This is a genomic window from Kribbella sp. NPDC026611, assembly GCF_040638345.1.
Lineage (GTDB): Bacteria > Actinomycetota > Actinomycetes > Propionibacteriales > Kribbellaceae > Kribbella.
Genome location: NZ_JBEZYC010000008.1, coordinates 136,328 through 150,340 on the forward strand (window position 1 = coordinate 136,328; position 14,013 = coordinate 150,340).

The 14,013-nt window shown below is 68.0% G+C and carries 11 protein-coding genes and 1 pseudogene; 7 read left to right on the forward strand and 5 right to left on the reverse strand.

Translation table 11 applies throughout. The features are described from left to right. Positions 1 to 510 precede the first annotated feature (510 nt). The gene (locus AB0E69_RS30020; protein ID WP_360153499.1) at positions 511 to 1,350 is read left to right on the forward strand and encodes a hypothetical protein; all 840 of its coding nucleotides are present in this window, start codon (positions 511 to 513) and stop codon (positions 1,348 to 1,350) included. 66 nt (positions 1,351 to 1,416) lie between these two features. Then, the gene (locus AB0E69_RS30025) at positions 1,417 to 2,319 is read left to right on the forward strand and encodes a hypothetical protein (RefSeq protein WP_360153502.1); all 903 of its coding nucleotides are present in this window, start codon (positions 1,417 to 1,419) and stop codon (positions 2,317 to 2,319) included. Between the two features lie 116 nt (positions 2,320 to 2,435). Here the strand turns inward: AB0E69_RS30025 and AB0E69_RS30030 are convergent, their stop codons facing one another. Then, positions 2,436 to 3,305, reverse strand: coding sequence for a hypothetical protein (locus AB0E69_RS30030; RefSeq protein WP_360153505.1), 870 nt, complete (start codon positions 3,303 to 3,305; stop codon positions 2,436 to 2,438). A gap of 154 nt (positions 3,306 to 3,459) precedes the next feature. On the opposite strand from AB0E69_RS30030, the gene AB0E69_RS30035 reads away from it, so the two are divergent. The 3 genes from AB0E69_RS30035 (at position 3,460) to AB0E69_RS30045 (ending at position 7,321) form a co-directional block, all read left to right on the forward strand. Further along, positions 3,460 to 4,848, forward strand: a complete 1,389-nt coding sequence (locus AB0E69_RS30035) for a peptidoglycan recognition protein (RefSeq protein ID WP_360153508.1) — start codon at positions 3,460 to 3,462, stop codon at positions 4,846 to 4,848. Beyond that, complete coding sequence (locus AB0E69_RS30040) at positions 4,845 to 6,074, forward strand: SpoIID/LytB domain-containing protein (protein WP_360153511.1); 1,230 nt, start codon at positions 4,845 to 4,847, stop codon at positions 6,072 to 6,074. Before AB0E69_RS30035 ends, AB0E69_RS30040 begins: the two co-directional genes overlap by 4 nt. A 125-nt stretch (positions 6,075 to 6,199) precedes the next feature. After that, positions 6,200 to 7,321 (forward strand): glycoside hydrolase family 76 protein, encoded by a 1,122-nt coding sequence (locus tag AB0E69_RS30045; RefSeq protein WP_360153514.1) that lies wholly within the window; start codon positions 6,200 to 6,202, stop codon positions 7,319 to 7,321. Between the two features lie 63 nt (positions 7,322 to 7,384). Here the strand turns inward: AB0E69_RS30045 and AB0E69_RS30050 are convergent, their stop codons facing one another. Continuing rightward, complete coding sequence (locus tag AB0E69_RS30050; protein ID WP_360153517.1) at positions 7,385 to 8,257, reverse strand: peptidylprolyl isomerase; 873 nt, start codon at positions 8,255 to 8,257, stop codon at positions 7,385 to 7,387. Positions 8,258 to 9,149: 892 nt separating this feature from the next. Between AB0E69_RS30050 and AB0E69_RS30055 the strand changes: the two genes are divergently transcribed. Beyond that, positions 9,150 to 9,527, forward strand: coding sequence for a hypothetical protein (locus AB0E69_RS30055; RefSeq protein ID WP_360153520.1), 378 nt, complete (start codon positions 9,150 to 9,152; stop codon positions 9,525 to 9,527). A 39-nt stretch (positions 9,528 to 9,566) separates the two neighbouring features. Here the strand turns inward: AB0E69_RS30055 and AB0E69_RS30060 are convergent, their stop codons facing one another. From AB0E69_RS30060 to AB0E69_RS30070, 3 genes and pseudogenes are all read right to left on the reverse strand, one after another. After that, positions 9,567 to 11,345, reverse strand: a complete 1,779-nt coding sequence (locus AB0E69_RS30060) for a biotin carboxylase N-terminal domain-containing protein (RefSeq protein WP_360153523.1) — start codon at positions 11,343 to 11,345, stop codon at positions 9,567 to 9,569. Between the two features lie 74 nt (positions 11,346 to 11,419). Next, positions 11,420 to 12,505, reverse strand: coding sequence for a hypothetical protein (locus AB0E69_RS30065; RefSeq protein WP_360154202.1), 1,086 nt, complete (start codon positions 12,503 to 12,505; stop codon positions 11,420 to 11,422). A gap of 228 nt (positions 12,506 to 12,733) precedes the next feature. Further along, positions 12,734 to 12,913: pseudogene (locus tag AB0E69_RS30070) on the reverse strand (three-helix bundle dimerization domain-containing protein); the annotation flags it as partial. A gap of 135 nt (positions 12,914 to 13,048) precedes the next feature. On the opposite strand from AB0E69_RS30070, the gene AB0E69_RS30075 reads away from it, so the two are divergent. Beyond that, positions 13,049 to 13,978 (forward strand): SMP-30/gluconolactonase/LRE family protein, encoded by a 930-nt coding sequence (locus tag AB0E69_RS30075; protein ID WP_360153526.1) that lies wholly within the window; start codon positions 13,049 to 13,051, stop codon positions 13,976 to 13,978. The last annotated feature ends 35 nt before the right edge of the window (positions 13,979 to 14,013 follow it).

The following is a 14,013-nucleotide window of genomic DNA, read 5'->3' on the forward strand; positions in this document are numbered from 1 at the left end:
ATTCTTCCTTCGGCTGAATGGTCTTTCATCTCTGGCAAACGGACTTAAGAGGTGTGCGGTTGATGGCCGCCCAGCGCGACGCGGGCGATTGTCGGTGCCGCCGGCAACCTGATCCGCGGGCTCAGTCTGTCGGACGTTAGGCACTCACCTCGCCACGCACAATCCTCTCGACGCCGGAGAAATCTGCTGCCGCACCGGGCGTCACGCGAAACATGGCTGCGCCGTGCGAACCCGCTAGGCCGCGCGGCTACCCATGCGGCGATGGCGGGCTTGTCGGCTGGAGGTGCGGCGAGGGAGTCCGGCGGGTTGGTGGGGCCGCCTGGCGGCATCCGGCCCTCGATGGTCCCCGGCCAGGTCCTCTGCGGTGAGCTGCTCCTCCGGCCGCCTCGGGGTAGTGCGGGGGGACTGTCTCAATCGCGTTAACTGGGGTGCACGTTTCTGCAACTTAGGCGGGGTGGGTCGTATCAAGGGGGTGTGCAGAAACTTCATTTGAAACGAGTGTCCGGTGTTGTGGCGTCGCTTGTGCTGGTTGGTGGGCTGGCGACTGTGAGTGGTGGGACGGCGGATGCTGTGGCGGCTGTCTCGTGTGGGATGAATGTGGGGTCGGTCACCAGCGCGGGTGACTACGCGATCACCTACGTCAACCCCGCCTCGGCGTCCAACGGGCGGTACGACGTGGACGACCATGTGTTCAGCCCGGGGACGCCGAGGCTTTCGACCCGGTGGCGGACGAGCTTCGGCTCCGGCGGGATTGTCGTCGACTCGCTGGCCGTCGTGGGATCGTCGCTCTACCAGGTCACCTACAAGCGGCTCGAGGGGACGACCAACGGGACCACCTCGTTCGCCAGGGTCGGTAGCGGCTGGGACAAGTTCACCGCGATCGAGCAGTCCAACGTCGGCTCCCGTACCGCGCGGTACGGGCTGCGTAACGACGGCGTACTTCTCCGCTGGACCAACGGCTGGAAGACGGTCTCGACGTACCCGGGGTTCGCCGCGGTGAAGACGCTCGGCCTGCTCAGCCAGACCGCGACGTACGACACCTTCCTCGCCACGACCAACGGCGGCGCGCTCTACACCATCCACATCCCGGCCTCCGGCGCCGCGGTGGTCAAGAAGGTACGGACCTCCACCTGGCAGGGCTTCGAGAAGCTGGTGCTGGAGAAGTGCGGCAACACCGGCGCGCTGCTGACCGCGATCGACAAGGACAGCGGGGTCGGCTACGTGTACGCCGTCGGCCACGCGAACGGTGCCGCGACCGTGATCAAGGGAATCGGCACGGCGAAGACCCTGTTCAAGGACCCGGTCCAGCTCCGGGACACCGAGGCGAACGTGTACCTGAACGGCGAGTGACACAACTTTTCCGGTGATGGCCGTATCAAGCTGAGCGACGACCTTTCCAGAAAGGAACCCACTCCTATGAGCCTGAAACGAGCCGTCGCGGTGGCCGCGTCCGCCCTCCTGCTGGGCGGCCTCGCGGCTGCTCCGGCCGGTGCGGCGGGCACGTCCACGTCCGCGACCACCGCCACCACCGCCGCCTGTTCGCTCTGGGCCGGATCCGTCACCGCCGGTGGCGACCAGGCCAGTACGACGATCACCGCGACGTCGCCGATCACCGCCGAGAAGGCGACGGCCTGGCCGAAGATGTTCGCGCCCGGCGTCGCGAAGATCGCGTCCACCTGGACCGAAACGATGGGCATCTCCGGCAACACGCAGACGTACGGCGAGATCATCCTGAACTCGACGCTGTACTCCGGGGAATACGGCCACGACGACTCGACGGGCAAGCCGTTCTCCACCGTCAAGTCCCAGGGCGGCGGGTACAACGGGTACCGCGCGATCGAGTCCTCGTTCTACGGGGGCAGAACGGTCCGGGGCGCCTGGTACCGGCTCCGCGGCGACGGCGTGCTGTACCGGACCGAGAACAAGGTCGTCTCCCGGTGGTCGGGCTACGCGTCGGTCAAGACGATGGCGCTGATCAGCGAGACGGCGACGTACGACACGTTCCTGGCCACGACGTTCGGCGGCCAGCTGTACACGATCCACATCCCGGTCGCGGCCGGCAAGGCGCCGATCGTGACGAAGGTCCGCACGTCGACCTGGCAGGGCTTCGAGTTCCTGGTCGCGGAGAAGTGCGGTACGCAAGGCACGCTGCTGCTCGCGGTCGACAAGGACACCAAGTCGGCCTACCTCTACGCCGTGAGCCACGCCAAGGGCACCGCAACGGTGATCAAGGGCCTCGGCAAGGTCCCGGGCTCGTTCAGCGACCCCGTCTACTTCCTCAACACCGCAGAGGGCAACCCGCCCCTCTTCGGCGAGTGACAACCATGCTGAAGGTGTACTGCCTGCGGACCGAGGACACGGTGCCGCGGCTGTACGGCGGTTAGATGCACGAGCCCCGGTGACCAGATCGGTCACCGGGGCTCAGCTACGTCTGGCTAGAAGTCGCCGCCGAAGTCTCCGCCGCCGAAATCGCCACCACCGAAGTCGAAACCGCCACTGTCGCCGCCGCCCGAGTCGCCGCCGCCGTCGAACGGGTTGTAGTCGCCACCGCCGTCGCCGCCGCCGTCACCCCCGTCGCCGCCGCCGTCGTTCATCCCGTCCTCGTAGCCGGCCGCGTAGTCGCCGTACCCACCGCCGGCGAACATGCCGCCGAGCGCGGTACCGATGAACAGACCGGTCAGCGCACCGCCGAACCCGCCGAACATGCCCTGCGCGTACGGCGAGTAGGCCGGGCCGGCTTCCCAGTACGGAACGCGCTGCGGGCCGACCATCACCTTGCGGACGTCCGGCTCGGCGCCGGCGCGAACCCGCTCGGCGTCGGCCGCGCAGGCCGGCACCTCGCGCGGCGCACCGCCCGGCGGCGACCACAGCACGTCCTCGACGGACGGGCCGTGCTGCGGGTTGAAGAAGCAGGCCGGCCGGCGCTGCGGCAGCGGCTGCCCGTTGACCCGGGCCTTGACGCAGGCCGCGGCGTACCGCCCGTCCTCGAGGATCTCGATGACGTGCTTGATCTGATCCGCCTGCGTGACCTGCTCGATCGCCTGCTTGGCCGACTCGTAGGAGTCCAGCGCACGCTGGTAGTCCTGCCGGGCGCCGTCGCCGAGGTCCTTGCCGACCATCTCCAGGTCGAGGTCCTGCAGCTCCTCGCCGAACCGGGTGATGTCCTCGTCGGCGGTGCGCTTGACCGCTTCCAGCTCGGCCGCGGTGATCTCGTGCTGCTTCTGGCTCTGCAACTGGTTCCGGCGGTACGAGCGGTACACCAGAACCGCGATCACCACGACAGCGATGATCAGGATGAATGTCATGCCGGGCCTCTCTCGGGGGCTTTACGGAGAGCCTACCGAATCCCGCAAGGCGGCTACGCCACGCAGGGTGACGCAATCCAGGGAAAGCGGTCACCCTCAGCGCATAATCGAACCGCGCCGCCCAGCGATGACCCACCCCCGCCGAAAGGCCGCCATGGGCACGACCGCGCTCCTCCTGCCACTAGCACTGACCGCCACGCTCCTTCCCCTCAGCAACCCCTCCGCTCCCTCGGCTGATCCCGGGACCGGCTACCAGGAGATTGCTCTCGATCGGCCGGTGGTAGCAGCGGCCCACACCAAACCGTTCGGTATGGTCGCCGTCACCTGGCCCGAGAGTGTGCACGGGGTCAGTGCAAAGGTTCGGATCGAGCGCGCCGGGCAGTGGAGCGACTGGCAGACCCTGCAGGTCGAGGACGAGCACGGGCCCGATCCATCGGCGCCCGAAGGAGTTGAGCGGGCCGGGACCGAGCCGCTATGGGTCGGGGATGCGACCGGCATCCAAGCAAGTGCCGTGAACGCCGCCGGTACGACGGTTGCCGGGGCCAAGGTTGTGCTCATCCAGCCGGGCGTTCTCGCCACCGACACGGACGAGCCGTCCGGCGTCGGGGTGCAGGCGAGTCGCGCGCCGTACCCGATGCCGATCATGTTCAGCCGGAAGCGGTGGGGAGCGGACGAGCGGCTCCGGGCGCACAACGGCGTGGAGTGCGTGCGACCGAAGTACACGACGACTGTTCTGGCCGCGTTCGTGCACCATACTGCCGACCGCAACGACTACACCCGGGCGCAGGTGCCGGCGATGGTGCGGGCGACGTACGCGTACCACGTGAGGAGTCGCGGCTGGTGCGACCTCGGGTACAACTTCCTCGTCGACCGCTTCGGCCGGATCTTCGAGGGCCGCGCGGGCGGTGCGCAGTGGCCGGTGCTCGGCGCGCACACCGCGTCGTACAACTCGAACTCCCTCGGGGTCGCGCTGCTCGGGAACTTCGAGAAGGTTGCGCCGCCGGCATCGATGCTCGAGGCAACGGCTCGGGTGATTGCCTGGAAGTTCGACGCCAACTACCGGTCGCCGTTGGCAACGATCGCGCTCGACGGAGGCAAGCTGCACACGGTGTCCGGACATCGCGATACGAAAGCCACGGCCTGCCCGGGGACGCAGCTCTACAACAAACTCGGTTGGCTGCGGCAACGAGTGAACGCTTTGATGGGCGGGAGTTTCACCACTCCGATCTACCAGTACGCGCGCAAGCTCGGGTTCCGTGCCATCGGCCAGCCGTTCTGGGGCGAGCATCGGACGCGGACCGGCTGGGCGACGTACTTCGCCACTCGTGACGTCTTCTACTCCGTTGCCAGCGGCACGCATTCGACCGCCGGCGCCTTTCGGACGCGGTTCCGCAAGCTCGGTGCCGGGAGTGCGCGGCTCGGTCTGCCGGTCACCGAGTCGTACCGGGTGCCGAACGGGTCGCGGCAGAAGTTCCAGCGCGGCTGGTTGGTGTGGGACCGGCGTACTCGTCAAGTCAGTGTCAGCTACGGGAGAGCGTCATGAGGAAGCGTGCGATCGCGGCCATCGTCCTGTCGTCCGCGGTGGTGAGCGCGACCGCGCAGGCGCGGCAGGTCGAGCCGACCGCGACGGCGGTGGCGCCGGACACCACGATCAACGGGCGCGGGTTCGGGCACGGCCGCGGGATGTCGCAGTACGGCGCACAAGGGGCGGCGCTGGCGGGGAAGACGGCCAAGCAGATCCTGGACTTCTACTACCCGGGGACGACGGTCGGCAAGGCCACCGGGAGCATCCGGGTCCGGATCAGCGCGGACACCACGGACGGCGTCCGGGTCGGTGCGGTCAACCATCTGCGGGTCCGGGATCTGACGACGAACACGGTCTACACATTGCCTACGGCAGCGACCCGGAACCAGTGGTCGATCGATCCGTACGGCGATCATGCGACCAAAATCAGTTCATTCGACGCGAAAACGCGCAAATGGACACTCTGGAAGACCTTTGCGGGGATGACGCAGTTCGAGGGGCCGACCGTGACCGGGCTGATCCTGCCGAGTGGCGCCGTACGGCGGTATCGCGGGACGCTGCGGGCGATCGACGTGTCCGGGACGCATCTGGACACGGTGAATGTCACGTCGCTCGACTACTACCTGCGCGGCGTCGTACCGCGGGAGGCGGTGTCGACCTGGCGGCCGGCGGCGTTGCAGGCGCAGTCCGTTGCCGCGCGCACCTATTCGGTCTTCCACCGGAGCCGGGCCGCGCGGAAGGCGTACGACCTGTGTGACACGACGTCCTGTCAGGTGTACGGCGGGTACGACTCGGAGGAAACGTCGACGAACAACGCGGTCGCGGCGACGGCGGGGCAGATCCGGTTGTACAAGGGGAGTCCGATCATCGCCGAGTTCTCGTCGTCGAACGGAGGCGCGACGGCGGCGGGCGACGTGCCCTATCAGGTCATGAAGGCCGACGGCTGGGATGCGTACCCGAACAACGGGAATCCGAACGTGACCTGGACCGTGACGCGGACGGCCGCGGAGATGCAGGCGGTCTTCGATGTCGGGACGATCCGGTATGTCAGGGTGCTGACGCGGACCGGCGTCGGGCCGTCGGGTGGGCGGGCCCTGACCGTGCAGGCCGTCGGGTCGAAGGGGCAGCGGGTGCTGACCGCGGATCAGGTGCGGATCCGGCTGCACCTGCGGTCGGGCTGGATCTCTTTTGCGGCGCGTCCCCTTGATATACCAACTGCGTCCGCTGAGGTGGCTGGGCGCTGAGCCATTGACGGCGTACCGATGCGGCGGTTAGAACCATGACATCGCTGTCAATGGATCCACCGCCGCCGCCCAGGAGGAGCAGGTCGATGCGCAGAAAGAACCTTCGTCTTGGTATATCAACACGAGTGGCCGCCGGAGCACTGGCGGTCGCTGTCCTCGGGTCGCTGCACGTGACCGTCGCCGACGCCGCACCGACCGCGGCCGCTCGGGCGCGTGCGTCGTACGAGGCGATCAACAAGTACTTCGATGCCGGCCAGGGTCTGCTGACCGAGGAGTACCCGAACACGCAGACCAACCCGTACTCGTACGTCTGGCCGTACTCGCAGGCCGCGATCGCGGCCGAGGACCTGGCCGGGGTGCCGGGCGCGGGGCGGGCCGCTGCCGCGGAGACAGACCGGCGATTGGCGTCGTACCAGTTCTACTGGAACGCGGGGACCGACCCGAAGGGGTACGACTCGTACGTCCGGCCGCCGCTCGGCGGGGGTGGGGACAAGTTCTACGACGACAACGAGTGGATCGGACTGAACCTGATCCAGCGGTACCAGCGGACCGGTGACAAGGCCGCGCTGGCGCGGGCGAAGGACATCTTCGCGCTGGTCGTGCACGGCTGGGACACCGACCCCTCGCACCCGTGTGCGGGCGGCGTCTACTGGACCCAGGCGCCCTGGAGCCAGGACCGCAACACGGTCTCCAACGGCCCGGGTGCTGAGCTTGGCGCGCACCTGTATCTGCTGACGCGGGACCGCACTTACCTGACCTGGGCGCAGCGGATGTACACGTGGGCGCAGGACTGCCTGCTGGCACCGAACGGCCTGTACTGGGACCACATCGACCTGGCCGGCAACATCGAGAAGACCCAGTGGAGCTACAACCAGGGCGTGATGCTCGGTGCGGGCGTCCTGCTCTTCAAGTCCACCGGCAACCCGAAGTACCTGCGGGACGCCAAGTCGGTCGCGGCCGCCTCGCTGGCCTTCTACAACACGCCCGAAATCCTTGCCAAACAAGGCGCGGCGTTCAACTCGATCTGGTTCAAGAACCTGCTGATCCTCGACTCGGTAGCGCCTGACAACGCCTACCGCAAGGCCATGCAGTCGTACGCCGACTACAACTGGACCACGACGCGCGACCCGGCCACCAACCTCTACAAGTTCCGCGAGGGCACAGTCGAACTCCTCCAGCAGTCCGGCATGACCCAAATCCAAGCCCTCCTCGCCTGGCCCCACGCGAAGTACCACCTCCTCGCCTGACCTTGCTTTAAACGACCGCGCCGCCCGTCTCTCCAGGAGGCGGGCGGCGCGGTCGTTCGTTTGTCAGGCGGCTGCGGTTGCTGTCTTGATCTCGACCGGGATCTTCGGGCTCCCGTCCTGCGGCCCGTTCTCCGGCGTGACGCCCGCCTCGGCGACCTTGTCGATCAGCTTCAGGCCGGCCGCGTCGACGGTCCCGAACGCCGTGTACTGCGGCGTCAGACCCGACGCGTCGCCGTACACGATGAAGAACTGGCTCCCGTTCGTGTTCGGCCCCGAGTTCGCCATCGCGAGGATGCCGCGGCCGTACTTCAGCGTCGGGTAGACCTCGTCCGCGAAGCTGTACCCCGGGCCGCCCGACCCCTTCGCAGTCGGGTCGCCGCACTGCAGCACCTGCAGACCCTCGCCGACCGTGAGCCGGTGACACTTCGTGTTGTCGTAGTACTTCTGCCCGACCAGGCTGAGGAAGTTCTTCACCGTGCACGGCGCGATCGAGCTGTCGAGCGTGAGCTGCAGGTCGCCGATCGACGTGTTCAGGCTGACCTTCGATGTACCGGACGACTTCGTCTTCCCGTCCGCCGGCGGGTTCACCTTCTTGCTGGCCGGCTCGGCGCCCTTCTTGTACGTGCAGTTCACCTCGGCCGCGAGCGGAGTCGGCCGCTTGAGCGGCGCCGCCAGCGCGGTCGGGATGCTCTTCGGCTTGTTGTCCGGCCCCGCGGTCGCCGGCAACTCGGTCGGCGCCGCCGCCGTGGGCGTGTCCTTCTTGCCACCGCCGACCCCGAACACCACGAAGACCCCGACGATCACCACAACCACCGCGGCGATCGCCGTGATCGTGATCGTCAGATTCCGCCGCTGCCGTCGCCGCTCAGCGTCCCGCTCGGCCTGCCGCTTCGCCTTCCGCGCCGCCAGCTGCTGCTGATGGGTCTTCTTGGACATGCAGTAACCCTCCTCACCGGAATGTCTGCAGGGAACCTACAGCGAAAACCTGAGAACTGTCTGTTAATCCCCCCACCGAGTCCGAAAGGACACCCCCCACGAAAGAACCCCCGCTACGCGGCGGCTGTTCTCTTACCGCCTCCGGCGGGTGCGCGGGCAGTGGTCAGGCGGACTGTGGCTGGCGCGGGGTGCTGGTGTGAGTGCTGGAGGCGCGGCCCAGGCCTGGTGTCTTGGGAGGGACCTGGTGCACGCGGAAGGGACACCGCTGCGCGGCGGCTGTTCTGTTGCCGCCTCGGCGGGTGCGCGGGCCGTGGTCAGGCGGACCGTGGCTGGCGCGGGGTGCTGGTGTGAGTGGTGGAGGTGCGGTCCTGGTGTGGTGTCTTGGGAGGGACGTGCACGCGGAGAGGACACCGCTGCGCGGCGGCTGTTCTGTTGCCGCCTCCGGCGGGTGCGCGACTCGTGGTCGTGTGGACTGTGGTTGGCGCCGGGTGCTGGTGTCAGTGGTGGACGGCTGGTGCCGGGGCTGGTGGGTGGGGTGGGATCTGGAGGGTGCCACGTGCTCACCACCAACCAGGCCTGGGAGGTGCCAGGCGCTCACCACCAACCGGGCGTGGGAGTACCAGGCGCACCTGCCCCGACGGCCGCGATCTGGTACGTGTGCAGCCCGGCGATCGCTCACCTGGTAGAAGAGCGAACAGAGTGCCCTGATCACCAGAGCAGGGCACCTGTCCCGTGCGGGTCTGGGGGGATGACGCCGCACGTTGGGGGATTCCCACGGTACGCGGCGAGGTTGACGCCTGTCGCGGTTCAGCCGTTTGAACGGGCGCACTCGTTACTGACCCCGCTCGTATGCATACTTGGTATCTATATACCGAGTATGCAAGGAGACAAGATGAGAATCGGAGCAGCGGCCGGACTCGCGGTGATCGCGCTGGTGTCGGCACCCGCGGTGGCGCACGCCACGACGTCGGCGCAGGTGACCCAGCCCTACACCCACCTGCTGACTGGCAAGACCTGGAGCACTGGCGGTGCATACGTATCCACGGGCGGTGACGTGAAGCTCAAGCTGACGACGCTCCCGAAGGCTACGCAGGTGCTGATCGAGGACTGCGAGAGCGGTGAGGACCTGGGGGACGTGAAGGACTTCACCAGGAAGGCGCCGGCCCAGACGCTCGCGGTCGACGTACCGAAGGGGACCTGCTTCCTGATGCTGCTGCAGCCGAAGGCAGGCAGCGGGGGCTATCAGGTCGCAGGCTTTTTTAGCTACTAGGCCGAACCGGGGTGCCGCGGTCCGCGGCACCCCGGCGAGTCACTTGATCTCGCAGATCACCGCTCCCGCGGACACGGTTGCGCCGACCTCGGCCGAGAGGCCGGTCACGGTGCCGGACTTGTGGGCGTTGAGCGGCTGCTCCATCTTCATCGCCTCGAGCACGACGATCAGGTCGCCTTCGGCCACCGTCGCGCCTTCCTCGACCGCGAGCTTCACGATCGTCCCCTGCATCGGCGAGGTCAGCGAGTCACCGGACGCGGCCGATCCCTTCGACCCACCGGCCCGCCGCGACGGTTTCTTCTTTCCACCGGCCGAGCCGCCGTTCGGAGCAGCAGCGACCGACCCGAGCTCGGCCGGCAGCACCACCTCGAGCCGCTTCCCGCCGACCTCGACCGTCACCGCGGAGCGCTCGGTCTCAGCCGGAGCCTCGGCAGTGGGACCGTCGTACGGCGTGAGCTGGTTGTCGTACTCGGTCTCGATCCACCGCGTGTGCACCGCGAACCCGCCGGTCCCCACGAACGCCGGATCCGACACGACCGCCGCGTGGAACGGGATCACGGTCGGCATCCCCTCCACCACGAACTCCCGCAGCGCCCGCCGCGACCGCTCCAGCGCCTGCGTCCGGTCCCGCCCGGTCACGATCAGCTTGGCGACCAGCGAGTCAAACGCCCCCGGCACCGTCTCGCCCTGGTCGTACCCACCGTCCAGCCGTACGCCGGGACCCGACGGCGCATGCCACTTCAGCAACGTCCCCGGGGCCGGCAAGAACCCGCGCCCACCGTCCTCCGCGTTGATCCGGAACTCGATCGAGTGCCCCGAGACGACCGGATCGTCGTACCCGAGCTCTTCACCATTGGCGATCCGAAACATCTCCCGGACCAGGTCCAGCCCGGTGACCTCCTCGGACACCGGGTGCTCGACCTGCAGCCGCGTGTTCACCTCGAGGAACGAGATCATCCCGTCCTGCCCGACCAGGAACTCGCAGGTCCCGGCGCCGACGTACCCGGCCTCGCGCAGGATCTTCTTGGACGACGTGTACAAGATCGAGAGCTGCTCGTCCGACAGGAACGGCGCCGGCGCCTCCTCGACCAGCTTCTGGTACCGGCGCTGCAGCGAGCAGTCCCGCGTCGACACCACGACGACGTTGCCATGGGCATCGGCCAGGCACTGCGTCTCGACGTGCCGCGGCTTGTCCAGGTACCGCTCCACGAAACACTCGCCGCGCCCGAACGCGCTCACGGCCTCGCGCGTCGCGGACTCGAACAGCTCCGGGATCTCCTCGAGCGTCCGCGCGACCTTCATCCCGCGCCCACCACCGCCGTACGCCGCCTTGATCGCGATCGGCAGGCCGAACTCCTGGGCGAAGGCCACCACCTCGGAGGCGTCGGCGACCGGGTCCGGCGTACCGGGAACCTGCGGCGCGCCGACCTTCTCCGCGATGTGCCGGGCCTTGACCTTGTCACCGAGCGAGTCGATCGCGGACGGCGGTGGCCCGATCCAGATCAGCCCCGCGTCGAGCACCGCTTGCGCGAACTCGGCGTTCTCCGCCAGGAACCCGTAGCCCGGGTGCACGGCGTCCGCGCCGGACCGGGCCGCGGCGTCCAGGATCTTCGAGATGTTCAGGTAGGTGTCGGCCGGAGCCGACCCGCCCAGCGCGTACGCCTCGTCGGCGAGCCGGACGAACAGCGCGTCCCGGTCCTGGTCGGCGTACACGGCCACGCTGCCCAGGCCCGCATCGGCGGCGGCCCGGACGACCCGGACGGCAATCTCGCCCCGGTTGGCGACCAGCACCTTGGTGATCTGCTTGCTGTCGGACACGAACTGCTCCCTTCGGCTGGCCCGAGTCTAGGGTCAACCGGCCGATCAGGGAGACAGGGCGTTTCTCACACGTTTCAGCGGTACGACTTGGAGACCGCGTCCAGGAGCCGCTCCAGGGTGTCGTACGTCGGCGGGTTGGCGACGTCCAGGATGGTGGTGGCGACCGGGACCTTGCGCTGGTTCACCGTGTTCGTGAACAGCCGGTCGTCCTGGGTCCGGAAGCCGTGCCGGGCGGCGAGCCGCTGCAGCTCCGGGTCCGTCGAGAGCAGCTGGCCGAGCTTGTCGCCGTTGCCGTTCAGCGAGACCAGGGTGTGCTCGGACTGGATCGTCGGCGACGGGTACATCAGGACCATGTCCGGCTTGAGCTTGTGCCGAACGGCGGCGTCGACGAACTGGGCCTCGTAGATGTTCACCATCGGTGACTTGCCCATGCCGAGCGACAGGTAGTCGTCGAACGGGCCCTCGCTGGAGTTGTCGGTGTACCCCTGGTTGACGAACAGCGGTGCGACCAGCGGGAGCACCTTCTTCTCGTCGGCCGCGCTCTGCACCACACTGTTGTGGTTGGCAACGTAGGTGACGATCGACAGGAACATCGCCGCCGAGTTCGAGGTGCGCGGGTCGGTGGTGGTGATCAGGATCCGCTTGTTCACCGGGTACGTCGTGTTGCCGCGGATGTTGGTCCAGCGCCAGCCGGCCTTCGCGAGGTCGACGTACTTGCGGATGTTGAAGTACCAGACGCCGTTGACCTGCTTGGCGATCCCGGTCGCGGAGAGCAGGTCGACGATCGGCTGGAAGGTCGCGATCGCCAGTGGTGAGGAGAACACGGCGTACTTCTTGCCGGTCACCTGCGGGCGGTTCAGGACCTTGTCGGCGGCGGTGGTGCTGGACGGGAACGCGAAGTCGTACTTGCCGAGGTCGACCGACGTGGCAATCTCGCGCGACCCGGCGGAGTCCACACTCACGTCGAAGCCGTGTTTGCGCAGCGCGGCCTTCACGTCCGCATCCTGGAAGAACGCCTGCTTCTCCGACCCGACGACACCACGCAGCGTCGTCACACCGGTCTGGGCCTGTACGTCGGACCCGCTCCGCACGACCAGCACAGTCGCAACAGCCGCCAGCACGAGCACCCCAGCCACAGCAGCCGGCACAGGCACAGGCACCCGCCGCCACCCCCCACCCCGCCCACCCAAACTCCCCGCCGAGCCCCCACCTGCCCCGCCAGCGGACGCCGCAGAGCTCCCACCCACCCCACCAGCGGACGCAGCAGAGCTCCCACCCACCCCACCAGCGGAGCCGGGCTGAGATACGACCTGCTTTTCACTCAGTTCAGGGTTATCAGTGCCGTCAACTCCGGTAGTGGCCTCGGGCGCCGGCATCAGTTCAGCACGCGCCATCCGCTCCACGAGGATCGGCACATAGTCACGGACCTTGTCACCGGCGAACGTCTCGCGCGCGGTGCGAACAGCCGCCTCGACCTCCTCGGCGGTGTGCAGTTCGGCAAAGGAGTTGATCAGGCGAGCGGTGAGACTCTCGATGGCCTTGTCTTCACGAACGGTGTCGAGCTTCAAAGGGATGTCTTCACGTCACGGTGATTGACGCCGTACCTCGCACCCCCGTCCGGCGCGACACCCATCCTTCCGGCCCAGAGGTTCACCTGGCATAGGCTCCTGGGGGACGTGCTGCCGAGCTCGCGAGGAGTGCTGATGACGGGAATTCTCGAACCGCTGGCGGGGACCGTTCCGGCGGTCTGGGAGAAGCTGGAGGACCGGTTCGCCGGGATCCGCGGCGACGCACACCTCGAGCGGCTGTGGACCGGCGGCCGCTGGGTCGAGGGTCCGGTGTACTCCGCGGCCGGCCGCTACCTGCTCTGGAGCGACATCCCGAACGACCGCATCCTGCGCTGGGACGAGACGTCGTACCAGGTCTCCGTCTTCCGGCAACCGGCCGGCAACACCAACGGGCACACCCGCGACACCGAGGGCCGCCTGGTCAGCTGCGAGCACGGCAACCGCCGCGTGACCCGGACCGAGCACCACGGCGCGATCACGGTGCTCGCGCACGAGTACGACGGGAAGCGGCTGAACAGCCCGAACGACGTCGTCGTCAAGCGCGACGGGTCGATCTGGTTCACCGACCCGGCGTACGGGATCGACAGCGACTACGAGGGGTACCAGGCCGAGATCGAGACCGGCGGCTGCCACGTGTACCGGATCTCGCCGGACGGCGTGCTGACCCGGGTCGCGGACGATTTCAACCGGCCGAACGGGCTGGCGTTCTCACCCGACGAGTCGCTGCTCTACATCGCCGACTCGGAGGAGGGCACGCTGCGCGTCTTCACCGTCGACGGCGACAAGCTCTCCGGCGGCGAGCTCTTCGCCGAGTGCGGCAACGGCATCTTCGACGGCTTCCGCCTGGACACCGAGGGCCGGATCTGGACGAGTGCCGCCGACGGCATCCACATCTACCACCCCGACGGCACCCTGCTGGGCAAGCTCCTGGTCCCCGAAACCGTCTCCAACCTCACCTGGGGCGGCGCCAAACGGAACCGCCTCTTCATCACCGCCACCACCTCGGTCTACTCCCTGTACACGACGGCCAACGGAACCCCGGAGGCCTACGGACCCCGCGCCTGACTTCGGGCCCGGTACTGCGAGCCTCCCGCCAGGCC